At 75.3% G+C, this 25,455-nt stretch carries 25 protein-coding genes; 15 read left to right on the forward strand and 10 right to left on the reverse strand.

The features are described 5' to 3' along the window. Window positions 1-96 precede the first annotated feature (96 nt). The 3 genes from ACFWH7_RS09405 to ACFWH7_RS09415 all read left to right on the forward strand — a co-directional run bounded on the left by ACFWH7_RS09405 (window position 97) and on the right by ACFWH7_RS09415 (window position 4,561). Window positions 97-1,746 (forward strand): amidohydrolase, encoded by a 1,650-nt coding sequence (locus tag ACFWH7_RS09405; RefSeq protein WP_378216243.1) that lies wholly within the window; start codon window positions 97-99, stop codon window positions 1,744-1,746. A gap of 275 nt (window positions 1,747-2,021) precedes the next feature. Further along, window positions 2,022-3,764 carry an apolipoprotein N-acyltransferase gene (lnt, locus tag ACFWH7_RS09410; RefSeq protein ID WP_378216244.1) on the forward strand — a complete coding sequence of 581 codons (1,743 nt, stop codon included), beginning with the start codon at window positions 2,022-2,024 and terminating at the stop codon, window positions 3,762-3,764. Further along, the gene (locus ACFWH7_RS09415) at window positions 3,761-4,561 is read left to right on the forward strand and encodes a polyprenol monophosphomannose synthase (RefSeq protein ID WP_378216247.1); all 801 of its coding nucleotides are present in this window, start codon (window positions 3,761-3,763) and stop codon (window positions 4,559-4,561) included. Before lnt ends, ACFWH7_RS09415 begins: the two co-directional genes overlap by 4 nt. Window positions 4,562-4,683: 122 nt before the next feature. Here ACFWH7_RS09415 and ACFWH7_RS09420 read toward each other — a convergent pair whose 3' ends face one another. Continuing rightward, on the reverse strand, window positions 4,684-5,028 hold the full coding sequence (locus ACFWH7_RS09420) for an RNA polymerase-binding protein RbpA (RefSeq protein ID WP_021483180.1): 345 nt from the start codon (window positions 5,026-5,028) through the stop codon (window positions 4,684-4,686). A gap of 365 nt (window positions 5,029-5,393) precedes the next feature. Here ACFWH7_RS09420 and ACFWH7_RS09425 point away from each other — a divergent pair, with 365 nt between their 5' ends. The 3 genes from ACFWH7_RS09425 (at window position 5,394) to ACFWH7_RS09435 (ending at window position 8,278) form a co-directional block, all read left to right on the forward strand. After that, on the forward strand, window positions 5,394-6,581 hold the full coding sequence (locus tag ACFWH7_RS09425) for an LLM class flavin-dependent oxidoreductase (protein ID WP_378216249.1): 1,188 nt from the start codon (window positions 5,394-5,396) through the stop codon (window positions 6,579-6,581). A gap of 159 nt (window positions 6,582-6,740) precedes the next feature. Continuing rightward, window positions 6,741-7,379 (forward strand): CE1759 family FMN reductase, encoded by a 639-nt coding sequence (locus tag ACFWH7_RS09430; RefSeq protein ID WP_378216250.1) that lies wholly within the window; start codon window positions 6,741-6,743, stop codon window positions 7,377-7,379. Window positions 7,380-7,528: 149 nt separating this feature from the next. Next, window positions 7,529-8,278: an SHOCT domain-containing protein gene (locus ACFWH7_RS09435; RefSeq protein WP_378216252.1), complete on the forward strand. Its 750-nt coding sequence runs from the start codon at window positions 7,529-7,531 to the stop codon at window positions 8,276-8,278. Between the two features lie 24 nt (window positions 8,279-8,302). On the opposite strand, the gene ACFWH7_RS09440 is transcribed toward ACFWH7_RS09435, so the two are convergent. Further along, window positions 8,303-8,743, reverse strand: coding sequence for a pyridoxamine 5'-phosphate oxidase family protein (locus tag ACFWH7_RS09440; RefSeq protein ID WP_378216253.1), 441 nt, complete (start codon window positions 8,741-8,743; stop codon window positions 8,303-8,305). A gap of 55 nt (window positions 8,744-8,798) precedes the next feature. Continuing rightward, entirely contained in the window at window positions 8,799-9,818 is a 1,020-nt protein-coding gene (locus tag ACFWH7_RS09445) for an FUSC family protein (RefSeq protein WP_378216254.1), read from the reverse strand. Window positions 9,819-10,177: 359 nt separating this feature from the next. Between ACFWH7_RS09445 and ACFWH7_RS09450 the strand changes: the two genes are divergently transcribed. After that, window positions 10,178-10,654, forward strand: a complete 477-nt coding sequence (locus tag ACFWH7_RS09450) for a hypothetical protein (RefSeq protein ID WP_378216255.1) — start codon at window positions 10,178-10,180, stop codon at window positions 10,652-10,654. A gap of 29 nt (window positions 10,655-10,683) precedes the next feature. Here the strand turns inward: ACFWH7_RS09450 and ACFWH7_RS09455 are convergent, their stop codons facing one another. Further along, entirely contained in the window at window positions 10,684-11,442 is a 759-nt protein-coding gene (locus ACFWH7_RS09455; protein ID WP_378216256.1) for a DinB family protein, read from the reverse strand. A 258-nt stretch (window positions 11,443-11,700) separates the two neighbouring features. On the opposite strand from ACFWH7_RS09455, the gene ACFWH7_RS09460 reads away from it, so the two are divergent. Next, a complete protein-coding gene (locus tag ACFWH7_RS09460) occupies window positions 11,701-12,225 on the forward strand; it encodes a putative immunity protein (protein ID WP_378216257.1) in 525 nt (174 codons plus the stop codon). Between the two features lie 18 nt (window positions 12,226-12,243). On the opposite strand, the gene ACFWH7_RS09465 is transcribed toward ACFWH7_RS09460, so the two are convergent. Then, complete coding sequence (locus ACFWH7_RS09465; RefSeq protein ID WP_378216258.1) at window positions 12,244-12,666, reverse strand: hypothetical protein; 423 nt, start codon at window positions 12,664-12,666, stop codon at window positions 12,244-12,246. A 175-nt stretch (window positions 12,667-12,841) separates the two neighbouring features. On the opposite strand from ACFWH7_RS09465, the gene ACFWH7_RS09470 reads away from it, so the two are divergent. The 7 genes from ACFWH7_RS09470 to ACFWH7_RS09500 all read left to right on the forward strand — a co-directional run bounded on the left by ACFWH7_RS09470 (window position 12,842) and on the right by ACFWH7_RS09500 (window position 19,241). Beyond that, window positions 12,842-13,357 (forward strand): NUDIX hydrolase, encoded by a 516-nt coding sequence (locus tag ACFWH7_RS09470; RefSeq protein ID WP_378216260.1) that lies wholly within the window; start codon window positions 12,842-12,844, stop codon window positions 13,355-13,357. Further along, the gene (locus tag ACFWH7_RS09475; protein WP_378216261.1) at window positions 13,354-13,926 is read left to right on the forward strand and encodes a hypothetical protein; all 573 of its coding nucleotides are present in this window, start codon (window positions 13,354-13,356) and stop codon (window positions 13,924-13,926) included. The genes ACFWH7_RS09470 and ACFWH7_RS09475 overlap by 4 nt, the downstream gene beginning before the upstream one ends. A 208-nt stretch (window positions 13,927-14,134) precedes the next feature. Further along, window positions 14,135-14,839, forward strand: coding sequence for a histidine phosphatase family protein (locus ACFWH7_RS09480; RefSeq protein WP_378216262.1), 705 nt, complete (start codon window positions 14,135-14,137; stop codon window positions 14,837-14,839). Between the two features lie 103 nt (window positions 14,840-14,942). Then, window positions 14,943-16,004: a tyrosine-type recombinase/integrase gene (locus ACFWH7_RS09485; protein ID WP_378216263.1), complete on the forward strand. Its 1,062-nt coding sequence runs from the start codon at window positions 14,943-14,945 to the stop codon at window positions 16,002-16,004. Between the two features lie 33 nt (window positions 16,005-16,037). Continuing rightward, window positions 16,038-17,498, forward strand: a complete 1,461-nt coding sequence (locus ACFWH7_RS09490; protein WP_378216264.1) for an outer membrane protein assembly factor BamB family protein — start codon at window positions 16,038-16,040, stop codon at window positions 17,496-17,498. A 117-nt stretch (window positions 17,499-17,615) separates the two neighbouring features. Next, window positions 17,616-17,885, forward strand: a complete 270-nt coding sequence (locus tag ACFWH7_RS09495) for a DUF7218 family protein (RefSeq protein ID WP_375823624.1) — start codon at window positions 17,616-17,618, stop codon at window positions 17,883-17,885. A 102-nt stretch (window positions 17,886-17,987) separates the two neighbouring features. Beyond that, a complete protein-coding gene (locus ACFWH7_RS09500) occupies window positions 17,988-19,241 on the forward strand; it encodes a phospholipase D-like domain-containing protein (protein WP_378216265.1) in 1,254 nt (417 codons plus the stop codon). Window positions 19,242-19,302: 61 nt separating this feature from the next. Here the strand turns inward: ACFWH7_RS09500 and ACFWH7_RS09505 are convergent, their stop codons facing one another. The 5 genes from ACFWH7_RS09505 to ACFWH7_RS09525 form a co-directional block, all read right to left on the reverse strand. Then, entirely contained in the window at window positions 19,303-19,566 is a 264-nt protein-coding gene (locus tag ACFWH7_RS09505; RefSeq protein WP_378216266.1) for a DUF2510 domain-containing protein, read from the reverse strand. Continuing rightward, entirely contained in the window at window positions 19,563-20,405 is an 843-nt protein-coding gene (locus ACFWH7_RS09510; RefSeq protein ID WP_378216267.1) for an MBL fold metallo-hydrolase, read from the reverse strand. Before ACFWH7_RS09510 ends, ACFWH7_RS09505 begins: the two co-directional genes overlap by 4 nt. A 79-nt stretch (window positions 20,406-20,484) precedes the next feature. Beyond that, entirely contained in the window at window positions 20,485-23,883 is a 3,399-nt protein-coding gene (locus tag ACFWH7_RS09515) for a pyruvate carboxylase (RefSeq protein WP_378216268.1), read from the reverse strand. A gap of 207 nt (window positions 23,884-24,090) precedes the next feature. Then, window positions 24,091-24,681, reverse strand: a complete 591-nt coding sequence (locus ACFWH7_RS09520; protein WP_378216269.1) for a MerR family transcriptional regulator — start codon at window positions 24,679-24,681, stop codon at window positions 24,091-24,093. Between the two features lie 216 nt (window positions 24,682-24,897). Beyond that, complete coding sequence (locus ACFWH7_RS09525; protein WP_024839673.1) at window positions 24,898-25,371, reverse strand: bifunctional nuclease family protein; 474 nt, start codon at window positions 25,369-25,371, stop codon at window positions 24,898-24,900. Window positions 25,372-25,455 lie beyond the last annotated feature (84 nt).

Genomic DNA, 25,455 nt, shown 5'->3' on the forward strand with positions numbered 1-25,455 from the left:
CCGGGCGCGTGACGTGCACGACACCCGGTCCCACCTGCGTGGACGCAGGGTCGGAAGGGTGAGATTCGGGCGGTTGTGGCGGTATCGTGAAGGATTGTGGCCTCAACCCTGTACCGCGGCGGCGTGATCCACTCCCAGGCCGACCCGTTCGCGGAAGCGCTCCTCGTCGACGACGGCGTCATCGCCTGGATCGGCGCCGACGACACGGCCGACGGGCTCGCCGCCCGCGCCGACCGCGTGATCGACCTCGACGGCGCGCTCGTCGCGCCCGGGTTCGTCGACGCGCACGTCCACCTGTTCGAGGTCGGGCTCGCCCTCGCGGGCGTCGACCTGTCCGCGAGCGCCGGCGTGACGACCCTCGCCGCCGCGCTCGAGGCGGTCGCGAAGGCCGCCGCGGACGGCGGGGACGGCGGGGACGACGACGTCGTGCTCGCGTTCGGGTGGGACGAGCGGTCCTGGCCCGAGGGCCGCCCTCCGACGCGCGACGAGCTCGACGCGGCCGCCGGCGGGCGCCCGGTGTACGCGGCGCGCGTCGACGTGCACTCCGCCGTGGTCTCCACGACGCTCGCGCGCCGCTGCGCGCTGGCGGAGCGGCCCGGGTGGGACGAGTCCGGCTGGGTCATGGGCGAGGCGCACCACGTGGCGCGCGACGTCGCGCGCGACGTGTCGCCGGCGCGGCGCACCGCCCTGTACCGGGCGGCGCTGCGCGCCGCGGCGGAGCAGGGGATCGTGTCGGTGCACGAGATGAGCGCCCCGCACATCGACACGCGCGCCGGGCTGCGCGAGCTGCTCGCGCTCACGGGCGAGGCGTCCGCGGGGCTGCCGCACGTCGTCGGGTACCGGGGCGAGCTGTGCACCACGGTCGACGACGCGCGCGAGCTCCTCGCGGACGTGCCGGGCCTGACGGGCATCGCGGGCGACCTCAACGTGGACGGGTCGATCGGGTCGCGCACCGCGGCGATGCGCCTGCCCTACCAGGACGGACCCGACCGCACCGACCGCGGGAACCTCTACCTGAGCGCGGAGCAGATCGCGAACCACCTGTCCGCGGTCGGGGCGGCGGGCACGCAGGGCGGGTTCCACGTCATCGGGGACCGCGCGATGGACGAGCTCGTCCTCGGGCTCAAGGTCGCCGCGGAGGTCCACGGCCAGGGCGCGGTGCGCGCAGCGCGGCACCGGGTGGAGCACGCGCTGTTCGTGGACGCGTCGGCGCTGGCGTCCCTGCTGCTGTTCGGCGTGAGCCTGAGCATCCAGCCCGGGTTCGACGCCGCGTGGGGCGGGCCGCAGGACATGTACGCGGCGCGCGTGGGCGCGACCCGGGCGGAGGGCCTGAGCCCGTTCGCGGACCTCGCGGGCGCGGGCGTGCCGCTCGCGTTCGGGTCGGACGCGCCGGTGACGCGGCTCGACCCCTGGGCGGGGGTGCTCGCGGCGATGTCGCACGTGGACCCGGACCAGCAGATCTCGGCGCGGGCCGCGTTCCGCGCGCACACGCGCGGCGGGTGGCGCATCGCGGGGCTGGACCACACGGGCGCCGGGCAGCTGCGTGTCGGTGCGCCCGCGCACCTGGCGGTGTGGCGCGGCGAGCACCTGGTCGTGCAGGGTGCGCTCGGGCGCACGACGTCGTCGTGGAGCACGGACGCGCGCGCCGGGCAACCGCTGCTGCCGGAGCTCGGCCCGGACGTGCCGCGCCCCCGCTGCCTGCAGACGGTGCGCGACGGCGTCCCCCTGTTCGACACGTTCGTCTGACCGCTACCGCTTGACAGGGCCGTGAGCCGGAGTAGGTTCGACAGGGTGTTCCGGCCCCCGCGGCCGCAGGGGGATCAGCCACCGACGACGACCCCTCGGCGTGCCGCGCCGGGTATCTGGCCGGGCTCGCGCGCTCAGTAGAAAACGTGCTCCCGCCGGTGGCGGCGGCGTACGGGCCGAAGGGCGCGCGAGCCCGCACACACCACCTCTCGTTCACCCGCCGGGCCGCCGTCGCGGACCCCGGTCCGTGCAGGTGCGTGGCGTAGGGTGCACCCGTGCACGCCCCCGAGCCCACGGCCGCCCCGGCCGGGCGATCCCACCCCGCAGGACCTGACGCCTCCGCCCCGGACCCCGCGGCACCCGCGCCCGGACCCGCGGAGACCGGTCCCGACGTCCCCGGTGCGGCGGAGGCGCGCACCCGGGTCGGGACGCCGTCGCGGCCCCTCACGCTGCTCCTGGCCCTTGCGGGCGGCCTCGGCACCGACGCGGCCTTCCCCGACCGCGGATGGTGGCCCCTCGCGTTCGTCGGCGTCGCCGCGCTGTTCTGGGCGCTGCGCCGCGACGGCGCACGCTGGGGCTTCCTCGTCGGGCTCGTGTGGGGTCTGGCGTTCTTCCTGCCGCACCTGTGGTGGGCCAACTACGCGACCGAGACCGCGCCCTGGGTCGCGCTGTCCGTCATGGAGGCGTGCTTCGTCGCCGTGCTCGGCGCCGCCTGGGTGTGGGCGCGGCGCTGGCCGTGGCTGGCCGGGCGCCCGTGGGCGCAGGCCGTCGGATTCGCGCTGCTGTTCGTCGGCGTCGAGCAGGCGCGCACCGAGGTCCCCTTCGGAGGCTTCCCCTGGGGCCGGCTCGCGTTCTCCCAGGCGGACTCCCCGCTCGGGCGCGCGGCGTGGCTCGGGGGCGAGGTCCTCGTGTCCCTGCTCGTCGCGCTCGCCGGGTCGCTGCTCGCCGTCGCCGTGCTCGCGCTGGTGCGCCGCCGCGACGTCGTGACGGGCGCCGTCGTCCCGGTGGCCGTGGCCGGCGCACTCGTCGCGGCGCCGCTGCTCGTGCCGCTCGACACGCGCGCCGAGGCGGGGACGCTCGCCGTCGGGGGCGTGCAGGGCAACGTGGGCGAGCCGGGCCTGGGATCGTTCGCGAACCGGGCCGAGGTGCTGAACAACCACCTGCAGGGGACCGTCGCGCTGCTGGACCAGGTGGAGCCCGGCGACCTCGACGTCGTCCTGTGGCCCGAGAACGGCTCCGACCTCGACCCCCAGACCGCGCCCGACGTCGCACGCGCCATCGACGACGCCGCACGCGAGGTCGACGCCCCGATCCTCGTCGGCGCCCAGGAGTACCCCGAGACCGGCGGCCGGTACAACGTGTCGCTGCTGTGGGAGCCCGGCGCGGGCGTCGTGGACCGGTACGCCAAGCAGCACCCCGCCCCGTTCGGCGAGTACATCCCGCTGCGGTCCCTGCTGCGGATCTTCTCCGACCAGGTCGACCGCGTGAGCATCGACATGATCCCCGGCACCGAGACCGGCGTCGTCGACCTCGCGTCCGAGCGCCTCGGGCGCACCGTGCCGCTCGGCGTCGTCATCTGCTTCGAGGTCGCCTACGACGGCCTCGTGAACGACGCCGTGGACGCGGGCGCCGAGGTGCTCGTCGTGCAGACCAACAACGCCTCCTTCGGGTACACCGCCGAGTCCACGCAGCAGCTCGCGATGTCGCGGCTGCGCGCGGTGTCCACCGGGCGCGCGACCGTGCAGGTCTCGACCGTCGGCGTGAGCGGCGTCATCGCCCCCGACGGCACCCTGCTGCAGAGCACCGGGCTGTTCACCGCCGACCAGCTGGTCGCGGACCTGCCGCTGCGCACGAGCCTGACCCCGGCCGTGCGGGCGGGGGACTGGCCCGGGCGCGTGGTCGAGCTCCTCGCCCTCGGCCTGCTCGCGGCGGGGGTCGTGGGCGCCGTCCGCGAGCGCCGCGCGTCCCGGGCGTCCACCACGCCCGCCGCGGTCTCGACCGGGGACGACGCGCGGTGAGCGAGCGCCCCGGGGAGCCCGCCGCGCGGGGCCGCGTGCTCGTCGTCGTGCCCACGTACGACGAGGCGCTGACCCTGCCGGGCACGCTCGCGCGCCTGCGCGCCGCGGTGCCGGGCGCGGACGTGCTCGTGGTCGACGACGCGAGCCCCGACGGGACGGGCGACCTCGCCGACGCCGCGGCCGCCGCGGACCCGGGCGTGCACGTGCTGCACCGGGCGGGCAAGGAGGGGCTGGGCGCCGCGTACGTCGCGGGGTTCGGCTGGGGCCTGGACGCCGGGTACGACGTCCTGGTCGAGATGGACGCCGACGGGTCGCACCAGCCCGAGCAGCTGCCGTCCCTGCTCGCGGCGCTCGCCCCGGCGGGGGGACAGGGCGCGGACCTCGTCATCGGGTCGCGCTGGGTGCCGGGCGGGCGGGTGGAGAACTGGCCGTGGCACCGCGAGGTGCTCTCCCGGGCGGGGAACGTCTACGTGCGTGTCGCGCTCGGGCTGGGCCTGGGCGACGCGACGGCGGGGTTCCGCGCGTACCGGGCCGACGCGCTGCGCGCCGTGGACCTCGCGAGCGTGGAGTCGCACGGCTACTGCTTCCAGGTGGACATGGCCTGGCGGGTCGTGCGCACGGGCGGGCGGGTGGTGGAGGTGCCGATCACGTTCGTCGAGCGCACCGCAGGCCGGTCGAAGATGAGCCGCGCGATCGTCACCGAGGCCCTGTGGAAGGTGACGGTGTGGGGCGCGCGACGCCGCGCCGCGCAGCTCGCGGGGGCGGTCCGGGGGCGGGGGACCCGGGCCTCTCGCTGAGGCCGGGCGCAGCGGGGGCGGAGCGGTGCGCGAGCGGAGCGGGGTCTGCGCCTGCCCGTGACGCACGAGAGGCCCGGACCCTGCGGGGTCCGGGCCTCTCCGGTCGTCGGGCGACCGTGGCGTCAGGCGCTGCGGCGCAGCTTGCCGGCGCGCAGCAGTCCGAGGCGCTCGTCGAGGAGCTCTTCGAGCTCGGAGATGGTGCGGCGCTCGAGCAGCATGTCCCAGTGGGTACGGGCGGGCTTGCCGGCCTTGGGCTCGGGGCGCTCCGCGTCGCGCAGCAGCGCCTCGGCGCCGCACCGGCACTCCCACACCGGGGGGACCTCGGCGTCGGTCGAGAACGGCAGGATGATGGTGTGCCCGTTGGGGCAGTCGTAGTGCGCCTGGAAGCGGGGGGCGAAGTCGACGCCCTCGTCCGACTCCATGCTCTTCGCACCGATGCTCATCCCGCGCAGCGAACGGTCGGCCATGGTGTCCTCCTGAGGGGTCTTCGGGGGTGGGTGGGCGCGCCCGGTGGGGTGCGGGCAGCGGCCCGGTCTACGAGAGGCAACGCCTCACCGTCGGTCGGTGTTCCGACGCGTCGTGAAGGTCCGGTGAACGTCGCGGGGTGTCCGCGGCCTGGCCGCCTCCACGGCGTCGAGCCGGTCCGCCTCGGTGCGTCGCGGTCCCAGGCTCCCGGGTTTCGATGCCCGACGCAACTCGTCACGGCCGCCACCGCCCGGACGTGCGCACGCTCACACCGGCGGCGCCAGGGGCCGGGAACAAACCCGCGGGGTGGTGGGTTGAGCGGCATGTACATGCAAACGCATCGACCTAGGACTCACGGGAGCACACCATGCAGTTCGGCATCTTCACCGTCGGCGACGTCACGACGGACCCCACGACGGGCCGGACCCCCGACGACACCGAGCGCGTGCGCTCGATGCTGACCATCGCGAAGCACGCGGACGAGGCGGGCCTGGACGTCTTCGCCACGGGCGAGCACCACAACCCGCCGTTCGTCCCGTCCTCGCCGACGACCATGCTCGGCTACCTCACCGGTGTGACGAAGAACATCGTCCTGTCGACGTCCACGACCCTCATCACGACGAACGACCCGGTGCGCCTCGCGGAGGAGTACGCGATGCTCCAGGTCATCTCCGACGGGCGCATGGACCTCATGATGGGGCGCGGCAACACCGGGCCGGTGTACCCGTGGTTCGGGCAGGACATCCGCAACGGCATCCCGCTCGCGATCGAGAACTACGCGCTGCTGCGGCGCCTGTGGACCGAGGACGTCGTGGACTGGGAGGGCAAGTTCCGCACCCCGCTCCAGGGCTTCACCTCCACCCCGCGCCCGCTGGACGGCGTGCCGCCGTTCGTGTGGCACGGGTCGATCCGCAGCCCCGAGATCGCCGAGCAGGCGGCCTACTACGGCGACGGGTTCTTCCACAACAACATCTTCTGGCCCATCAGCCACACCAAGCAGATGGTGCAGTTCTACCGCCAGCGCTGGGAGCACCACGGCCACGGCCCCGCGGACACCGCGATCGTCGGCCTCGGCGGACAGGTGTTCATGCGCAAGGACTCCCAGAAGGCGTGGGACGAGTTCCGCCCCTACTTCGACAACGCGCCCGTGTACGGGCACGGCCCGTCGATGGAGGACTTCACGCGCGAGACGCCGCTCACCGTCGGCTCCCCGCAGCAGGTGATCGACCGGTACGCCGCGATGCGCGAGCACGTGGGCGACTACCAGCGTCAGCTGTTCCTCATGGACCACGCCGGCCTGCCGCTCAAGACGGTGCTCGAGCAGATCGACCTCCTCGCGGGCGAGGTCGTGCCCGTGCTCCGCAAGGAGATGGAGGCCGCACGCCCCGCGCACGTGCCGGCGAACCCGCCGAGCCACGCCGAGCGCGTCGCCGCGGCCCGCGCCGCCGGGACCGAGGGCGCCGCGCACGTCGGCGGCACCGAGGACCGCTGGACCGGGCGCACCGCCGAGGACGACCAGGAGCCGGCGAAGGCCGGCGCCGCGTTCGGGCTGTGACCCGCGCCGTCCCGCGGCCGACCTGACCGGTCGCCCGACGGCGTACGGTCGAGGGGTGCCCCGCGCACCCGGTCGACCGGCCGCCGTCGGGCACCCCGCACCACCCGGCCCGGCGACGGGTCGACCCCCGCACGACACGCCACACCCCAGGAGCACCGCATGACCGCCAGCACCCCCGCCCCGGACCGCCGCCTCGTCGTGGTGTCCGCCGGGCTGTCCAAGCCGTCCTCCACGCGCCTGCTCGCCGACCGGCTCGGCGAGGCCACCGTGCGCGAGCTCCAGGGTCTCGGCGTGGACGCCGAGGTCGAGACCGTCGAGCTGCGCGACCACGCGCACGCCGTCGTCGACGCCATGCTCACCGGGTTCCCCACGGGCGAGCTCGCCGGCGTCCTCGAGCGCCTGGCCGCCGCCGACGGGATCGTCGTGACCACCCCGCTGTTCACCACCACGTACTCGGGGCTGCTCAAGTCGTTCGTCGACGTCCTCGACAAGGACTCGCTCACCGGCACGCCCGTGCTGCTCGGCGCGACCGGCGGCACCGCGCGCCACTCGCTCGCACTGGAGTACTCCCTGCGGCCGCTGTTCACCTACCTGCGGGCCGACGTCGCCACGACGTCCGTGTTCGCCGCGACGGACGACTGGGCCGCCGCCGAGGCCGACGCCGGCGGCGGGCTGCCCGCCCGCATCGCGCGCGCAGGCCGCGAGCTCGCGGAGAAGGTCGCCCTGCGCAAGAACACCGGCCCCGCCGACCCGTTCGCGGCCACGCCCGACTTCACGGCGCTGCTCGGCGGGCTCTGACCCCCACCGCCCGCGCGCCCCCGGCCACCGGTGCTCCCGGCCGGGGGCGCGCTCACGTCGTCCTGACCTGCGGCGACACCACCCGAGGGGTTGCTCTCGGCGGGTGTCGCGCGGCAGGATCGGGGGACCGACGACGACGGGGGAGCACCATGAGCACCAGCGCGACCGAGGGCCACACCGAGACGCACCCGGCAGGACCCGCCCCCGAGCCCGGCGTCGAACCCGTCGCTCCCGTCACGGTCGCAGTCCCGGTCGTCGAGGCGCTCGCCACGCACGCGGACGGCCCCCGCCCTCCGGTCCCGCCGCGGCGGCGACCCGTCGGCGTCGTGACGGTCCCCGGCCGGGCGCCCGACACCTCGCGCTTCGCCGCCGCGCCCCGCTACCCGGCCATGTTCCACGTCGCCGGCGGCCGGCTCGTGTGGGACGGCGCACGGCTGCGCCTCGTCCGCGGCGACGACACCGTGCTCGAGCCCGCCGGGCGACCCGTCGTGACCGTCACCGGGGACGGGCCGACCGTCGTCGTGACGTGGCGGGACGAGCACCCCGGTTCGCGGTCGACCCGCGCCGTCCTGCTCGACGGGTCGTCCGCCCGCTTCGCCCGGTTCGCGCGCTCGCTCGCGGACGCGCGGCCCGGGAGCGTCGTCGTCGACGACCGCACCGTCCCCTCGCCGCGCGTACCGCGCCTCCACCCCGACCAGGCAGGCACCGCCCGACGCCCCGGCGTGTTCGCCCGCGCCCTGTGGCGCGTCGTCGGGCGCGGCGCACCCGCCGCGAGCGCCACCCCGGGTGACGGGGGAGCGGCGCTCGTCGCCCGGCTCGAACGGCTCGCCGCCCTGCACCGCGCCGGCGACCTCACCGACGCCGAGTTCGCGCGCGCGAAGCAGGCGCTGCTCGGCTGACGCCGACCGGGCTGTGGGCCCCGGTCAGTCCCCGGCCTGGGCCCACCCGGTCACGTCGACCTCCGTCATCACGGACCGGCCGTCGCGGAAGTCCCCGTACCGCGCCCAGGCGAGCACGACCCGCAGCAGGACGATGCCGTCGTCGGCCAACGATGCGGCGAACTGCGGGAACGCCGCCGCGTACGCCGCGGCGCAGCGCTCCCGATCCGCACCGACCGGGACGTCCGCCCTGCCCTCGCACTGCACGGTCGTCCCGTCCGCGCCTCCCACCGTCACCGCGACGCGCGGGTCCCGGGCCAGGTTCGCCACCTTGCGCGACGTCGCGCGCGCGTCGAACACCAGCTCGCCCGCATCCGTCGCCGCCACCGCGAGGAACGCGGCCTGAGGTTCGCCCTCCGCGCCGAGGGACGCGACGACGCCCCACCCCTGCGAACGGACATAGCCGACGAACGCCTCACGATCCATGCCGCCACCGTAGCGGTCTCGGTCCTCCGCCACCGGAGGCGTCACGCCGAGCTCCTCAAGCCGCGGGGTTCCGGTGCGTCTCTTCGACCGCGACCGGGTCGCGCACGTCGCGCAGCACCTCCAACGACCCGTCGGCCGAGCTCCGGGCCAGCCGCGGCGCCCACCACGCCGGCAGCGTGCCGCCCACCAGGACGACCGCCGCCGCCACCACCGTCGCCACCAGCCGCACCTCGCCGACGGCCAGCCCCGAGCCCGCCGGGTCTAGCACGAGCATGAGCGTCAGGGTCGACGCCGCCGCGTTCGCCCACACGGGACGCGACACCGCGACCGTGACCGCCGCCGTCAGCACCGCCACGCCCAGCCGCACCGGCGCCGTCGTCACCAGCACCGCCAGCGCCGCGCCCGCCACGACGCCACCGAGCGTGCCCAAGACCCGCGAGCGCGCCACGTGCGACCACCGCACCCCCGGCGTCGGGACGACGAGCAGGAACACCGTCGCCGGGAGCCAGTACGCCAGCCGCACGCCCGATGCCTGCGCCAGCCCTGCCGCGACCACGACCCCCGTGGCGAGCAGCAGCGCACCGGCACCCGCGAGCCCGCGCAGAACCCGCACCCCCGGCACCACCGCGGGCAGGCCCAGCATCCGCGCCACCACCACCGCGTACACCGCCGCCCCCGCCACCCACACGAACCGGAGCACCACCGAGGCGTCGGCCTCCAGCGGGGGAGCGGTGGACGTCGCCGCCCCGACGAGCGCCACCACCGGCAACCAACCCCACCGAGCCGACCACCCCGCGACCAGCCCCAGCCCGCCCAGCAGCGCGACCCACCACACCGAGCCGGCGGACACCGCCGCGAGCACCGACGACACGACCAGGACCGGCACCGTCACCAGCGCGCTCCGCCACCCCGCCTTCAGGGCCAGCAGCACGCCGAAGATCGCCCCCGTCGCCGTCACCGATGCGGGCGCGGCACCACCGAGCGCCGCGCCCGCGACCACCGGAACCGCCACCACGATCAGGAGCAGCAGCACCGCCTGCCCCAACGCCCGCACCGGCCCGCGTCCCGCACTCACAGCAGCGAGGGTACGCGCGCGCCGCGCTCGCGACCCCGCGAGCCGTCCAGCCACGAACCGGCCGTCCGTGCGGGCACACCAAGCCCACCAGCGGCGGCCGAGAACGGGACCGGGCCCGCCGTGAGACCCCGACCGTCCCCGCCACGGGCCGATGATCAGGGCCTCGCCACTCCAGGACGCACACCCCACCGGTACGTCTAGCCGCCGATCTCGACCTCCTGGCCCGCCTCGCCGGTCCCGAGCCCCAGACCCGGCACGCCTGATGGGCGGGAGTGGCGTCCACCGCCGAGTCACGCTCCCACGTGTCCGTGTACCGGCGCCCGCCGCACCTGTCCGCCGCGTCGTGATATCCAACCCCGATGGACCAGACCCGTCGTCGCACCCGACCCTTCGTCCTCGCCACCGCCGCGCTCGCCGCCCTCACCTCCTGCTCCGGCACCGTGACGGCCCAGGACCTCGTCACCCGCCTTGCCGACGAGCGCGTCCCCGACGACGCCCTCCCGGACACGATGAAGCCAGACGAGATGGACCCCGCCTCGGCCCGACGCCTGGGCGAGCTCGACGAGGTCACCTTCTACGCCGGTACGGGCGACCGCGACGGGCAGGACGTCGTCTGCCTCGTCACCGTCGTGCCGGGAGACACCGCGCAGGACGACGCGGGAGCTGCCACGTGCGGCCTCGTCACCGACCTCGACGACTCCGACCTCCCGCTCAGCCTCCTCGCCCCGGACGGGACGCGGGTCACCGCGGTGCTCGTCCCCGACGGTCTCCCCACCGACCCCGACCTCACGCGCCTCACGCCCAACCTCGCCGCCCTCGTCTCACGCACCCCCTGAGCGCCAGGCCCCCGCCCGGCGCGCCTCGCTCACGTGCCCGACGCCCCCTCGATCGCCTCCAGGTCACGTACCGCGAACCGATGGTGCTCCCACTCCTCCTCGAGGATCACGTGCAGGCACGACAACGTCGTCTCCGGGTACTGCGGCGACCACGGGTGGCGCCGCACCACCGCCAGCCCCTCCGGCGTCACACCCGCCAGGAAGTCCCGCACCATCGCCACCCGGCCCGCACGCGCCTCCAGCACCTCCGCGTACGACGGCGTCCCCGTCACGAACAGCGACACGTCCAGCCCGTCCTCCGCCGCCTGCGGACCCGCCTGACCCAACGGGTGGAACGGCTGCTCCACCTCCAGCACCGCCCGCCCCAACCACGCGTCCGTCGCCAGCACCAGGTGCCGCAACGTCTGCGCGAACGACCACTCGCCGTCCACCGACACGTCCACGGCGCTCGCGGGCAGGGCCGCCGCCCGGCCGAGCGTCGCCGCCCACGTCGACTCCAGCGCCGCCCACGCCGCGCGCAGCCCCTCCGGGTCGCCGGCACGACGCAGCTCCCGCCCCGGGAAACGGCGGTCCAGCTCCGCCTCCACGAAGCCCGTCACGTCGACGCCGTTCACCCGGAACGCGGCATCGCCGTCCGCGAGCCACGGGGCGTCGATGTCGGCCCCTTCCACCTGCACGCCCCGCATCACGACGCCGGACAGGTCGGACTCCACGAACCGCGCGCCGCGCAGGTCCGCGCCGTCGAACGTCGCGCCCTGCAAGTTGTCAGAGCGGGTGAACCGGGCCATGAGCGCCTCCTCAGGAACGGGCCGCCCGACGAACCAGCCAGCCCAGGGGAGAGGCCGGGCGCGGCGACGACGCTGCGCGGGACCCTGCCGGGGGAGAGGCCCCCACCCCTCAGCGGCGGGAAGCGACGGACGGGGACGACGATCGCACCGTACGCCGCCCGACCCGCACGCGACCAGAGGGCCGCACCCGCCAGGTACCCGCCGTCGTCGCCCGGCACCCAGAGGGACGCCCACGCCGACGTGGGGGAGCATCGGACCATGCCGATCCTGCCCGCCGAACGCGACCCCAGGCTCATCACCGTCCGCCGCGGCGGCACCCTCACCGACGACCACCACCGCCAGCTCGCCCAGTGGGCCGTCGACTGCGCCGAGCACGTCCTGCCGATCTTCGAGAGCTCCCGGCCCGACGACACCCGACCCCGCGACGCCCTCGACGTCGCCCGCGCCTGGATCCGCGGCGAGGCCCCCATGAAGACCGCGCACAGCACCGCCTTCGTCGCGAACGCCGCCGGGCGCGACCAACCCGCACCCGTCAAGTACACGGCGCTCGCGGCCGGGCAGGCGGTGGCGGTCGCCCACGTCGCGGCGCACGACCTGGGCGCGGCGGCGTACGCGATCCGGGCCGCGGCCGCCGACGCCGCGGCCCGAGGCGAGGACCCCGAGGCGGCCCGCCGCGCGGAGCGGGACTGGCAGCGCGAGCGCATCCCGGCCGAGCTGCGCGAGCTCGTCCTGGACGACCAGCGGCGCCGCAGCGCGATCTGCTGGTCCGTCTTCGACGACTGAGGCAGGGGACAGGGCCGCTCAGTGCAGCAGGTCGTCGTAGGCGGCGAGAGGGATCCGCCCCTCCGCCGCGGCGACGACGCCCGCGTCACCGGCCACGAGGACGTCGGCCTGGAGCACGGCCACCGCGACGTACTCGGCGGCCGCGGTGTCGTCCGCGTCCAGCTCGTGAGCGATCCGCCATGCGGTGGCCCGCGAGACGCGGTCGCCGAGCAGGCGGATCTTCAGCGCGGCGACGCCCTCCAGACGGGCACGCGCCGTCTTCTCGTCGAGCACGCCGTCACGGACGTCGCGGTAGAGCATCGAGAGCGCGTGGCTGCGCAGCACGGAGGGCCCGACGAGCGGGCGTCGTGCACCGAGCCCGACGTCGTCGCGCACGAGGCGCAGCGCGGTGACGGCGTCGATCGCGCACCGGGTCGAGGAATCGATGACGACGGGTCCCATAGGAGCCAGTAGACACCGCCGATGCCTCGCCTGCGCCCGCTCCACCTTCTCCGCGGGCTGCCGGAGGTGCCGGGCGGCGCCAGACCGGCCGCCGCGACGGGGGGTCCCGGGGATCAGGCACGTGCCATCGCGCCGACGTCGCGGGCCGGTTCCGAGGAGCCCGTAGGGTCGGACCGTGGCTGAGCCGTGGGAGACGACCGTGACAGCGTTCGCGATGACGCGCATGGATCGGAGGTGGCTGATGATTCGGCACGAACGGCTTGGCGTCACGAGCTGGGAGCTGCCGGGCGGTCACGTCGAACGTGGCGAGACGCTCGAAGAGGCTGCGGCGCGCGAGACGGCTGAAGAGACCGGGATTGTCATCGAGGTCGGTCGGTTGGTTGCCACCTGCGTTCACGAGTGGCACGAACGACGACGGCGCAAGCTGGTCTGCTTCTTCGTCGCGACGGCCGCGAGCAGCGCTGTGCCGCGGGTTCCGGCGAACGAGCCGCATGTGCTGGAGGCGGCATGGGTCGACCCGTTCACGCTGGACACGGTGAGTCCGTTCATCGTGCCGCTGATCGAGCAGCAGCGCGTCGGCTGGCCCAACGTCCCGATGTCTTTCGTGATGACACATCGCCTCAACGGTGACGGGCTCTGGGAACCGGCTCCGGTGGTCGCTGAAGGGCTGAGCACGCACGATTCAGGATGATCCAGTCCTACGCCGATAATGCACATTATGTCATTTCGTCGTCGAAGAAGCTGCTCCTGCGCATCACGGAGGCCCGTAACGCGCTCCCCTTCGTCATGAGCACGACGACGTACGCACCTCGGATCTACCCGCTCCCGCGCGCCACCCGCGCCGCGGGACGGAACGACGGCGACCGGCGACTCGGCGGCCCGGCGGAGCTCGTGCCTGGCCGGGCGTCGTCAGGAACCGTCTCCGGGACGTTCGCCACGACGTCGCCGTTCGTCGGCCTCGCGCGCGACGGACGTCGGCCTCGACGGGTCGTCACGACGGCGCTCGCGACGCTGGCGTGGGTCCCGGTGCTCGCCCTGACGCTCGTCGCGTTCGCGGTCGTCGGCATCGCGGCAGGCGTGGCGACCGTCGCCGTGTGGTGCTGGCGCTCGGTGTCCCCCGCGCAGGCGGCACGGGCCGGGTCTCGGGACACCGACGTCGCCCCGGACGAGCCGCAGGCGCCTGGACCGGCGGCAACCGACGTCTCCCCGGCGCGCGGACGGCGCCTGGTGCGGGACCGCACGTTCGGCTACGATGCCTAGAATCGGACATATCCCTCAAACCATTGTGTTTAGGTCAACACCGTGCTGACGTCTCGGAACCGCGCTGTCGCGCCCCGGCGGCTCGGGCCGTAGACCGCGCCGCCGTCATTGCTCCGACAAGCACCTCCCCTGCCCGGACGCCGCCGCCCGTCGATCGGTCGTGCCGCTCCCCGCGTCGCGCAGCCCTGGCATGTGCCAGCCTGGGCGGGTGCCCGAACCCGACCCCCTCCACAGCCCCTTCCCTCCCCCGCCGCTGCCCGACGTCGTCGGCCCGCGCGAGCGCACCGTCCACGTCGTGACCCACCCCGAGGCCACGCACCACGTCGACCGGCTCGTCGGGGGCGTCCACGACTCCGACCTCACCGCGACGGGTGTGCGGCACGCGCACTACCTCGCCGCCGTCCTGCGCGCCCGTGTCCCGCGCGGCGCCGCCGTCGACGTCGTCACGTCCGACCTCCTCCGCACGCGGCGGACCGCGGCCGCGATCGGCGACGCGCTCGGCATCGCCCCGCGCCTCGACACCCGTCTTCGCGAGGCGTCCTATGGCGAAGCCGGTGGGCGGCCCCAGGCCTGGCTCGACGCGCGGCTCGTCCCGCCGCCCGCTGTCGGCGACCGCCTGCGGCACGACCTGGGCGTCGCGGGCGCGGAGACGAGGCTCGACGTCGCGCTGCGGGTGTACGCGGCGACGACGGACCTGCTCCGCCGCGGCGTCGACCACCAGGTGGTGGTCACGCACGGGTTCGCGGCCACGTTCGTCGTCGCCGCCTGGATCGGGATGCCGGTCGAGGCCGCCGGGCACGTGGCCTTCCCCGTGCCGTCGGGGAGCATCACGACGCTGCGCGAGGACGGGTTCTTCCGCAACCGTGCCGTGCTGGGCGTCGGCGACGTCGCGCACCTGGACGGGGCCCGCTGATCGTGGACGGGCGTCGGCGCAGGTCAGGGCGCCGCGCGTCGGCGGCCGTGTCGGTGGCACGACCTAGGCTGAGGCGGACTCTTCCCGGAAGGAGGCCCGCCCCATGGTCGCCCCGCCCCGCCTCGAGCGGATCACCGCCTCCGAGGCGGCCGACCGCTACCTCGCGTCCGTCGCGGCTCAGACCCTGCGCGGCATCCTGTCGCCGACGACGCGGCGCAGCTACGAGCGGGACGTGACGGAGTTCGTCCGGCTCGCCGGGGCGGCCCGGGTGCTGGACGACGTCACCGGGGAGGACGTCGACGACGTGCTCCTGCGCTACCAGACCACGCCCGACGGCCGGTACGCGGACGCGTCCCGCAAGCCCGGCAGCCCGGGGCGCTCCGCGGCGACCGTGAACCGTTTCCGCCAGTCCGTCACCCGGTTCTTCTCCCACGCGGCGCGCGAGGGCTGGGTGCAGGCGGACCCGATGCAGTGGGCCGCTCCCCCGGCGCGCCTGCGCGACGGGCTGCGGGTCGCGCGCACGGCGCTGTCCGCGGGCTCCGCGGCGTCGCTGCTCGAGGTCTCCGCGGCACGGGTGCCGGCAGACCCGGCCGCGGGACGCCGGGACCAGGACCTCCAGCTCCGCGACCGCCTCGTCGTCGCGCTCCTGCTCGTCCTCGGCCCGCGCGTCTCCGAGCTCGAGCGCGCGAACCTCGACGACTTCTCTCGCGAGCCCGACCAGACGCGCTGGCGCATCCAGGGCAAGGGCGGGCACGTCCGCACCGTGACGCTCTCTCCTCCGCTCGCCGCCGCGCTCGAGGAGTACCTGGAACGCCTGCGCCCCGCGCTCCTCGCCCGCCGCCCCGACGACCCGGACGCGCGGCGCGCCCTCCTGCTGTCCTGGCGCGGCCGGCGCATCGACGCGCAGGCGGTCCGCGGCCTCCTGCGGCGCTGCGTCGCGCGCATGCCCGCGCAGTACCGGCGCGAGGCCACGCCGCACGCCCTGCGCCACACGACCGCGACCCTGCTGGCCGCCGAGGGGTGGGACGTGAAGGTGGTCGCCGAGCTCCTCGGGCACGCGTCCATCGCGACCACGGGCGTGTACCTCGACCGGATCGAGGGCGAGCTCGCCGCCGCGATCCGCGCCCACCCCCTCTCGGCCGCGCTCGAGCCCGCGGAGGCCTGACGCGCGGACCGCGGGGCGCGTAGCGTCACCGGTATGGCCTCGCTCCACCGGGTGGAGCTCGTCCCCGACGACGAGCCCCCGCCGGCCGGGCGCGGCGCACCCGCGGAGGGGGCCCACGGGCCCGCGGCACCGGCCCGACGTTCCCGACTCCTGCGCGTCGCGGTGCCCCTCCTGGTGCTCGCCCTCGCTCTCGTCGCGGTCGGGACGTGGCGCACGACCACCGCGGAGCAGGGACGTCTCGCCCGTCCTGGAGCCGTCGCCTCGCTCGCGGTGCCACCGGAGCTCGTGTGGGAGACCGACGCCGCCGCACCCCGGCTCTCCGTGGTCGACGACGGCACGATCCTCGCCACGGTCGCGGGCGCGGGCGTGGAGGGGTACGACGTCGCGACCGGCGCCCGGTACTGGCGGGCCCTCGACCCGACGGCCTGGTGCGGACCGGCTGCGGGCGAGACGTCGGCCCCCGCGGGACGACCCTCCGTCGTCACGTGCCTGACCGGTCCCGCCCTCGCACCGGTGGCGCACGTGCTCGGCCCGTCCGGGCCGGTGACGGACGCCGTACCTCTCGGCGACGACCTCGGGCGCGCGGTCCCCGCCCCGGGCGGCACGGTCCTGCGCTGGGCCCGCACCGGAGGTGTCGTCCATCTCGCGCTCCAGGACGCGCGCACCGCCCGGGTGCGCTGGCACCGGGAGGTCGACCCGGACGACGCCGAGCGCACCGCGATGTGCCGGCCCCAGGTGGCCGGCCAGGCCGCGGTCACGGTCGAGGACGACCTGCTCGTCGTGCGCGGCTGCCGCCTCAGCGCGGTCCTCACCCCCGCCGGGACCCGCCTCGACACGCGCGGCGACACGATCACGACGGCCGTCACGGCCCGTGCGGACGGCACGTTCTGGCGCACGACCACCCGGCCGCCAGACCGCACCGGGTCCACACAGCTCGTCGCCCCGGACGGCACGGTCCACACCGCGGTCGCCGGACGCCTGCTCGTCCCGCTCGTCGGTCCCGGCCGCGACGCGACCACGTGGCTCGTCACGACGCCCGCCCGGGTGCTCGCGCTCGACGCCCCGCCCGGCCAGGGCGCGGACGCACCGCGCGAGCTGTGGCACGTCGACCTGCCCGCCGTGCAGGCCGTGGCGCTCGCGGGCACCCGGGTGGTGCTCGCCGCCGACGGCGCGCTCGTCGCCCTCGACGCGCGCACGGGCGAGCGGGTGTGGTCCTGGCCTCGTCGCGCGTCGGCCGCGTCCACGGGCGGCCCCGCCCCCGGGCCGGACCTCGCGCGCGGCGTGACGGCGGCGTTCACCGACGGCGCGACCCTCGCCGTGGTCGGGCCCGACCCGGACACCCCGCGGCGCGCGCTCATGGTCGCGCTGTCCCTCGACGACGGCGACGTGCGCTGGCAGGCCGGGTACGACGCGGACCCGCACGGCTTCGCCGCGGTGGCGGGGCGGGTCGTGCACGTGGATCCGAGCACCTCGCGCGTCACGGTGCTCGGATGAGGTGCCGAGACGAGCCGGTCGGGTGAGGTCCGCGTGCGAGCGGGCGACGGCGGGGCGAGCCTGGCAGGAGTCCGGCCCCCGCGCCGAGGTGGCCGGCCCGAGACCAGGGAGGACGCCGTGCCGAAGCGCGACCCGGGACCGAGCGTGAAGGACCCCGAGCTGTACGAGAAGCTGCGCGACGAGGGCGACTCGAAGGAGAAGGCGGCGCGCATCGCGAACGCCGCCGCGGGTTCGTCCCGCAAGAGCGTCGGACGCAAGGGCGGCAAGGCTGGCGACTACGACGACTGGACGGTCGAGAAGCTGCGCAAGCGTGCCGCGGAGATCGGCATCGAGGGCCGCTCCTCGATGCGCAAGGCTGAGCTGATCAAGGCCCTGCGCTCGCACTGACCCGGGCGCTCGGGGAACCCGGAGGCGGCGGGGGTGCAGATCTCACCCGCGGCGCGCCCGTTGTGAGGTCGCGCCCGGGGACGCGCCCGCTACGGTGAGTCCGTGCACCTGTCCGCCGACTCCGCCCTGCGCACCGCCCGCCGCCTGCTCTCCCGCGCGCTCGTCGTCGCCGTCGCGGCGCCGATCACCGTCGCGGGCGTGCTCGTCACCGCCGACGCGATCCGCAAGCGCCGCAACACGACCGAGGCGTCGTTCCCCCGCTCCTCCCCCGCCGACGTCGAGGTCGCGGGCACCACGACGACCGTCTTCACGTACGGCGAGGACGTCTACCGGGAGATGCTCGGCGCGATCCGCGGGGCGCAGCGCCGCATCCTGCTCGAGACGTACATCTGGAAGGCCGACGCGCTCGGCGAGGAGTTCAAGCAGGCGCTGGTCGAGGCGAGCGCACGCGGCGTCGAGGTGTTCGTCGTCTACGACGGGTTCGCGAACCTCGTCGTCCCGCAGGCGTTCTTCGACCTGCCGGAGCCGATCCACGTCATCCGCTACCCCGTGTTCCGCCCGGGCGTGCTCATGCTCAACGTGCGCAAGTCGGGTCGCGACCACCGCAAGATCCTCGTGGTCGACGACGAGATCGCGTTCGTGGGCGGGTACAACATCGGCGCCCTGTACGCGACGCAGTGGCGGGACACGCACATCCGCCTCGTGGGCCCGAGCGCGTGGGAGCTGCGCAACGCGTTCGTCGACTTCTGGAACGCCAACCGGAAGCCCGGCCAGCCGCTGCTCGCCGACCCGGGGTCGGTGCACTGGGAGCCGCGCCTGCGGGCCGCGCGCAACGCGCCCGCGCACCTCGTCTTCCCGATCCGCGGCATCTACCTCGACGCCATCGACCGCGCGAGCTCGCACGTCTACATCACGCAGGCGTACTTCATCCCGGACCGGGAGATCCTCGCGGCACTCCTCGCGGCCGCCGCGCGCGGGGTCGACGTGCGCGTCCTGGTGCCCGAGCGCTCCAACCACGTGCTCGCGGACTGGCTGTCGCGCGGCCTGTACACCGCGCTGCTCAAGGGTGGGGTGCGCATCCACCTGTACCGGGACGCGATGGTGCACGCGAAGACCGCCACCATCGACGGCGCGTGGACAACGATCGGGACGGCCAACATCGACCGGCTCTCCCTGACGGGGAACTACGAGGTGAACCTCGAGATCACCGACCCCGGGGTGGCCGAGCAGATGGAGAAGGTGTTCGACGTCGACCTGTCGAACTCCCGGGAGCTCACGCTCGCCGAGTGGGACTCCCGCTCGGTGGCGGCCAAGCTCAGCGAGGTCGTCCTCACCCCGCTGAGGCCCTTGCTGTGACGCGCGGGCCCCGCACGGGGCCCGTCGTGAGGGGCGGAGCGGGCGCGGGTGCCAGGGCGCGTCAGTCGCAGTAGTGGGGCGCCTCGCCGCAGATCACGCCCTGCACCGTGAGGACGAAGAACACCACGACGGCCGCTACGACCGCCAGCGCGAGGACCACGCCGAGCACGATCGCGACGATCGCGCCGGGGTGCATCCGGGGCCGGCCGCCGGAGCCCGCGGGACGGTCGCGGACGTGCGGCGTCCAGGCGCGCCCGTCGAACCAGCGCTCCGCCCGCACGCCCCACGGGTCCGGGTACCAGCCCGACGGCGGGGTGGCGGTCACCGACCGGCCTCGGAGCGGGCGGCGTCGGCCACCTCCTCCTCGGGGCGTGGCGGCACGGTCTCGTCGGCCTCGAGCAGCGTCACCTCGCCGTACTCGGGGTGCTCGTCGCGGAGCGCGCGGGCCGCGGCGTCACCGACCCCGTCCAGGCTCCCCGCGGCGACGTCGAGCGCCTCACCGGGGGTGAGCGGCCGGTACGCGTACGTCCCGCCGGTGCGCTGCTCCCCGAGGAGCCGGTCGACCATGCCGTGCCCGACCGCCGACAGCAGCGCGTCGTGGATCGGCACCACGACGCGCGGGTCGAGGCCGCGCACGAAGTCGATGGTCTCGGCGAGCTTGAGCCACGGCGCGGACACCGGCGCGAGGAGCACGTCGAGCCGCTCGCCTCCGAGCGCGTCACCGTCCGGCGCGTCGAACGAGTCGCCCGGGTGCAGGAGCGTCGCACCGTCCCCGCGGACGAGATAGGTGACGTTCGCGATCCGGGGCACGTCGCGGTGGATCACCGCGTGCTGCCCACCGCCGACCACGACCTCCAGGCCGCCGAGGTCGAGACCGTCGCCGGGGACGACGACGTGCACGCGCGCGGAGGTGTCCTCCGGCAGGGCGGGACGCAGCGCCGCGACCACGGCCTCGGGCGCCCAGACCGTGAGCCCGGGCCGGGCCGCGAGGGCGGCGCCGAGCGCGGGCGCGTCGACGTGGTCCGGGTGCTGGTGGGTGACCAGCACGGTGTCGGCGTCGCGCAGGGCGCCCGCCGCGTCGCTGAACGCGCCCGGGTCGATCGCGACGACCTGACCGCCGTGCCGCACCGTGACGCACGCGTGGCCGTGGAACGTGACTCGCATGGATCCTCCTCCGCTCGCCCTGCCCGGCGCGACGGCCGTCGCCTCAGGCTGCCACCCCGACCACGAGGGTGCCCACCGCTCAGCCCACGACGAGAACGAGGTCGCCGCCCTCCAGCTGCTGCACCGCGCCGATCGCGACGCGCTGCACCGTGCCCGCGACCGGCGTCGTGATCGCGGCCTCCATCTTCATCGCCTCGACCGTGGCGACGGTCTGCCCGGCCTCGACGACGTCGCCGGCGACGACGACCGGCGTCACCGCACCCGCGAACGGCGCCGCGACCTGACCCGGCTGCGTCGGGTCGGCCTTCTCCGCCGTGCGCGCGTCGACGTCGACCGCGCGGTCGCGCACCTGGATCGGGCGCAGCTGACCGTTGAGGGTAAACATGACCGTGCGCATGCCCCGCTCGTCGGGCGTGCCGATCGCCTCGAGCCCGACGAGCAGGCGCACGCCCTTGCCGAGCGCGACGGCGACCTCCTGCCCCGGCTCGAGCCCGTACAGGTACGTCGGGGTGTCGAGCACGGACACGTCCCCGTAGGCCTGGCGCACCTGCTCGAACTCCTTGGTCGGCCCCGCGAAGAGCAGGTGGTTCAGCCGGCGGCGCCGCGCCTCCCCCGCCTGCGCGAGCTCGGCCTCGTCCTCCGGCGACAGCGGCGTCACTCCGCCGCGCGCCGCGCGCCCGGCGAGGGCACGGGAGCGGAACGGCTCCGGCCAGCCCCCGGGCGGGTCGCCGAGCTCACCACCGAGGAACCCGATCACCGAGTCCGGGATGTCGAACGCCTGCGGGTCGGCCGCGAACTCCGTCGGGTCCGCCCCCGCCGCCACGAGGTGCAGCGCGAGGTCGCCCACGACCTTCGACGACGGCGTCACCTTCACCAGGCGCCCCAGGATGCGGTCCGCCGCGGCGTACATGGCCTCGATCTGCTCGAACCTGTCCCCCAGGCCCAGCGCGATCGCCTGCTGGCGCAGGTTCGACAGCTGCCCGCCCGGGATCTCGTGCTCGTACACCCGCCCCGTCGGCCCGGGCAGCCCCGACTCGAACGGCGCGTAGACGCGACGCACCGCCTCCCAGTACGGCTCCAGGTCTGCGACCGCGGCCAGCGACAGGCCCGTGTCGCGCTCGGTGTGCTCGAGCCCCGCGACGAGCGCGGACAGCGACGGCTGGCTCGTCGTGCCCGCCATCGCGGCGCTCGCGGCGTCGACCGCGTCCACGCCCGCGGCCGACGCGGCCAGCAGCGTCGCCATCTGGCCGCCCGAGGTGTCGTGGGTGTGCAGGTGCACGGGCAGGTCGAAGCGCTCGCGCAGCGCGGTCACGAGCCGGGTCGCGGCGGCTGGGCGCAGCAGCCCGGCCATGTCCTTGATGGCGAGCACGTGCGCGCCGGCGTCGACGATGCGGTCCGCGAGGCGCAGGTAGTAGTCGAGCGTGTACAGGTCCTCGGCCGGGTCCAGCAGGTTGCCCGTGTAGCACAGCGCGACCTCGGCGACCGTCGTCCCAGTGGCGCGCACGGCCTCGATCGCGGGACGCATCTGGTCGACGTCGTTGAGCGCGTCGAAGATCCGGAACACGTCGATGCCCGTCGCCGCGGCCTCCGCGACGAACGCCTCCGTGACGCGCGTCGGGTACGGCGTGTACCCGACCGTGTTGCGCCCGCGGAGCAGCATCTGGATCGCGAGGTTCGGCATCGCCTCGCGCAGCGTCGCGAGCCGCTCCCACGGGTCCTCGCCGAGGAAGCGCAGCGCGACGTCGTACGTCGCCCCGCCCCACGCCTCGACCGACCACAGCTGCGGCGCGGCCCGCGCGACGTACGGTGCGACGGCGGCCAGGTCGTGCGTGCGCACGCGCGTCGCGAGCAGCGACTGGTGGGCGTCGCGGAACGTCGTGTCCGTGACCCGCAGGCGCTGCTCGCCGCGCAGGGCGCGCGCGAAGCCCTCGGGTCCGAGCTCGAGGAGCTGCTGGCGCGACCCGGGCGGGGGCGCGACCGACAGGTCGAGCGCGGGCAGCTTCGTCGCGGGGTCCGGGGTGCGCCGCGGCTCGCCATGGGGGCGGTTGACCGTCGTGTCCCCCACGTACGCGAGCAGGCGCGTGCCCCGGTCGGCGCTCTCGCGCGCGGCGAGCAGCTCGGGCCGCTCGTCGATGAACGACGTCGCCACGTTCCCGGCGACGAACTCCGGGTCGGCGAGCACGGCCTGCAGGAACGGGATGTTCGTGCGGATGCCGCGGATGCGGAACTCGGCGAGCGCGCGCCGGGCGCGGCGCACCGCCGTCGGGAAGTCGCGCCCGCGGCACGTGAGCTTGACGAGCATCGAGTCGAAGTGGCCCGAGACGACGGACCCGGCGGTCGCCGTCGCACCGTCGAGACGCACGCCCGCCCCACCCGGCGAGCGGTAGGCGATGATGCGGCCCGTGTCGGGCCGGAACCCGTTCGCGGGGTCCTCGGTCGTGATGCGGGTCTGCAGGGCGGCGCCGTTGACGCGCACGTCCTCCTGCCGGATCCTGAGGTCCTCCAACGTCTCGCCCGCGGCGATGCGCATCTGGGCGGACACGAGGTCGACGTCGGTGACCTCCTCGGTCACCGTGTGCTCGACCTGGATGCGCGGGTTCATCTCGATGAACACGTGCTGCCCGGCCCGCTCCCCCACGGTGTCCACGAGGAACTCGACCGTGCCCGCGTTCTGGTACCCGATGTGCCGGGCGAACGTCACCGCGTCCGCGCACAGCGCGTCCCGGATCGCCGGGTCGAGGTTGGGGGCCGGCGCGATCTCGACGACCTTCTGGTGGCGGCGCTGCAGCGAGCAGTCCCGCTCGTACAGGTGCACGACGTTCCCCGCGCCGTCGGCGAGGATCTGCACCTCGATGTGCCGCGGGCGCAGCACCGCCTGCTCGAGGAACACGGTCGGGTCACCGAACGCGCCGTCCGCCTCGCGCATCGCGGCGGCCAGCGACTCGGGGAGGTCCTCGCGCGTGTCCACGCGCCGCATGCCACGCCCGCCACCACCGGCCACGGCCTTGACGAACACGGGGAACCCGATCGCGTCCGCGGCCGCGACGAGCTCGTCGACGTCCGACGACGGCTCGCTCGACGCCAGCACCGGCAGACCGGCCTCGCGGGCGGCCTTGAGCGCGCGCACCTTGTTGCCCGCGAGCTCGAGCACCTCCGGCGGCGGCCCGACGAACGTCAGCCCGGCGTCCGCGCACGCGCGCGCGAGGTCAGGGTTCTCCGAGAGGAACCCGTAGCCCGGGTAGACCGCGTCCGCGCCCGCCTCGCGCGCCACACGCACGATCTCCTCGATGTCCAGATACGCGCGGACCGGGTGACCCGGCTCCCCGATGAGGTACGCCTCGTCGGCCTTGAGCCGGTGCTCGGAGTTGCGGTCCTCCTGCGGGAACACCGCGACGGTGCGGGACCCCAGCTCGTAGGCGGCGCGGAACGCCCTGACGGCGATCTCCGCGCGGTTGGCGACCAGGACCTTCGAGAACACCGGCACTCCATCCGTCGACCGTGCGGCGCCGCCGGGGAGGGCGTGACGCGCCGCGTACCGGGCGATCCTCCCACGGCCTCGCCGGGCAGGCCGTCGCACCGGCTGTGACGTGCTCCACAGGCCGAAGGGTGCCGTGACGCGTCGACCGGGCCTTCCCAGACCGGCACGAGACCGCCGACATGCCCGGGGTCGGCGGCGCTCGCGGCCTCAGCCGGCGGAGCGGGCCCGACGACGCTGCGCGAGCTCGTCCTGCGGGCTGGCCGTCGCGCCGTCCTCGTCGTCGAGCGACTCGGTGGGCAGCTCCGCGAGCGTGCCCTCGACCTCGCGCCACACCCGGCCGACCGCGATGCCGAACACGCCCTGCCCGCCCTGGACGAGGTCCACGACCTCGTCGGGCGACGTGCACTCGTACACGCTCGCCCCGTCGCTCATGAGGGTGATCTGCGCGAGGTCGTCGACGCCGCGCTCGCGCAGGTGCTCGACGGCCGTGCGGATCTGCTGCAGCGAGACCCCGGTGTCCAGGAGTCGCTTGACGACCTTGAGGACGAGGATGTCCCGGAAGCTGTACAGCCGGTGCGAGCCCGAGCCCGACGCGGGGCGCACGGTCGGCTCGACCAGCCCGGTGCGGGCCCAGTAGTCGAGCTGCCGGTACGTGATGCCCGCGGCGCGGCACGCGGTCGGGCCGCGGTAGCCGGTCGTCGTGTCCTGCTCGGTGATGTCCTCCCCGAAGAGGAGGCCCTGCGCGCCGTGCGGAACCGCCGCGCCGATACCGACGCTCGCCTCACCGCTGCTGTTCACTGTCCGCCTCCTGGGGTGATGTCCACGACCACGCTATGGGCGCCGTCGGGGGTCGTCAACGACCGACGACCCGAGCGCGCGGGCGTGTCGCGCCCGTGCGGCCGGCGAGCCGGTCGCTCAACCCTCGACCTGTGGTCGAACGTCCGTGTTGTCCGTTGTGCCCGCAAGCCTCGACCCTCGCTCGACGGTCGGTCCCGCGGCGACGCGGACCGCCCCCTACTCGTCCACCGAGAAGTCCTCCGGCTGGACGTGGTCCAGGAAGTCGCGGAACTTCTCGACCTCCTCCTGCTGCGCGACGTCGACGACCTCGACCCCCGCCGTCGCGACGACCTCCGCCGAGCACAGCACCGGGCTGCCGGTGCGCACCGCGACCGCGATCGCGTCCGACGCGCGCGAGTCGAGCCGCACCCCGTTGCTCAGCACCAGCTCGGCGAAGAAGATGCCGCCGTCGAGCGCGACGATCTCCGCCCGCTCCAGGCGCACCCCGACCGCGTCGAGCAGGTCCCGCAGCAGGTCGTGAGTCATGGGCCGCGGCGTCGGCAGGCCGGCCTGCGCCATCGCGATCGCGCTCGCCTCCCGCGGGCCGATGACGATCGGCACGACGAGCTCGGACGCGTCGTCGAGCAGCAGCACCACGATCTCCTGGTCGCGCTGCTGCTGACGGACCCCGAGCACCTCGACCGGGACCATCGGGACGTCGTCGCTCACCCCTCCACGGTACGACTCCGGCCCGCATCCGGCAGGGGGTGGGACCCTGGTGCCTGGGCGCTCCTG

Origin of the sequence: Cellulosimicrobium cellulans (genome assembly GCF_042723955.1) — a bacterium.
Taxonomy (GTDB): Bacteria; Actinomycetota; Actinomycetes; order Actinomycetales; family Cellulomonadaceae; genus Cellulosimicrobium; species Cellulosimicrobium cellulans_H.

Bases quoted from the DNA above. Each gene is read 5' to 3' on its own strand.
- ACFWH7_RS09420 (WP_021483180.1), bottom strand. From the start codon at position 5,028: ATGGCCGACCGTTCGCTGCGCGGGATGAGCATCGGTGCGAAGAGCATG.
- ACFWH7_RS09425 (WP_378216249.1), top strand. From the start codon at position 5,394: ATGCAGTTCGGCATCTTCACCGTCGGCGACGTCACGACGGACCCCACG.
- ACFWH7_RS09430 (WP_378216250.1), top strand. From the start codon at position 6,741: ATGACCGCCAGCACCCCCGCCCCGGACCGCCGCCTCGTCGTGGTGTCC.
- ACFWH7_RS09435 (WP_378216252.1), top strand. From the start codon at position 7,529: ATGAGCACCAGCGCGACCGAGGGCCACACCGAGACGCACCCGGCAGGA.
- ACFWH7_RS09440 (WP_378216253.1), bottom strand. From the start codon at position 8,743: ATGGATCGTGAGGCGTTCGTCGGCTATGTCCGTTCGCAGGGGTGGGGC.
- ACFWH7_RS09450 (WP_378216255.1), top strand. From the start codon at position 10,178: ATGGACCAGACCCGTCGTCGCACCCGACCCTTCGTCCTCGCCACCGCC.
- ACFWH7_RS09455 (WP_378216256.1), bottom strand. From the start codon at position 11,442: ATGGCCCGGTTCACCCGCTCTGACAACTTGCAGGGCGCGACGTTCGAC.
- ACFWH7_RS09460 (WP_378216257.1), top strand. From the start codon at position 11,701: ATGCCGATCCTGCCCGCCGAACGCGACCCCAGGCTCATCACCGTCCGC.
- ACFWH7_RS09465 (WP_378216258.1), bottom strand. From the start codon at position 12,666: ATGGGACCCGTCGTCATCGATTCCTCGACCCGGTGCGCGATCGACGCC.
- ACFWH7_RS09475 (WP_378216261.1), top strand. From the start codon at position 13,354: ATGATCCAGTCCTACGCCGATAATGCACATTATGTCATTTCGTCGTCG.
- ACFWH7_RS09485 (WP_378216263.1), top strand. From the start codon at position 14,943: ATGGTCGCCCCGCCCCGCCTCGAGCGGATCACCGCCTCCGAGGCGGCC.
- ACFWH7_RS09490 (WP_378216264.1), top strand. From the start codon at position 16,038: ATGGCCTCGCTCCACCGGGTGGAGCTCGTCCCCGACGACGAGCCCCCG.
- ACFWH7_RS09510 (WP_378216267.1), bottom strand. From the start codon at position 20,405: ATGCGAGTCACGTTCCACGGCCACGCGTGCGTCACGGTGCGGCACGGC.
- ACFWH7_RS09525 (WP_024839673.1), bottom strand. From the start codon at position 25,371: ATGGTCCCGGTCGAGGTGCTCGGGGTCCGTCAGCAGCAGCGCGACCAG.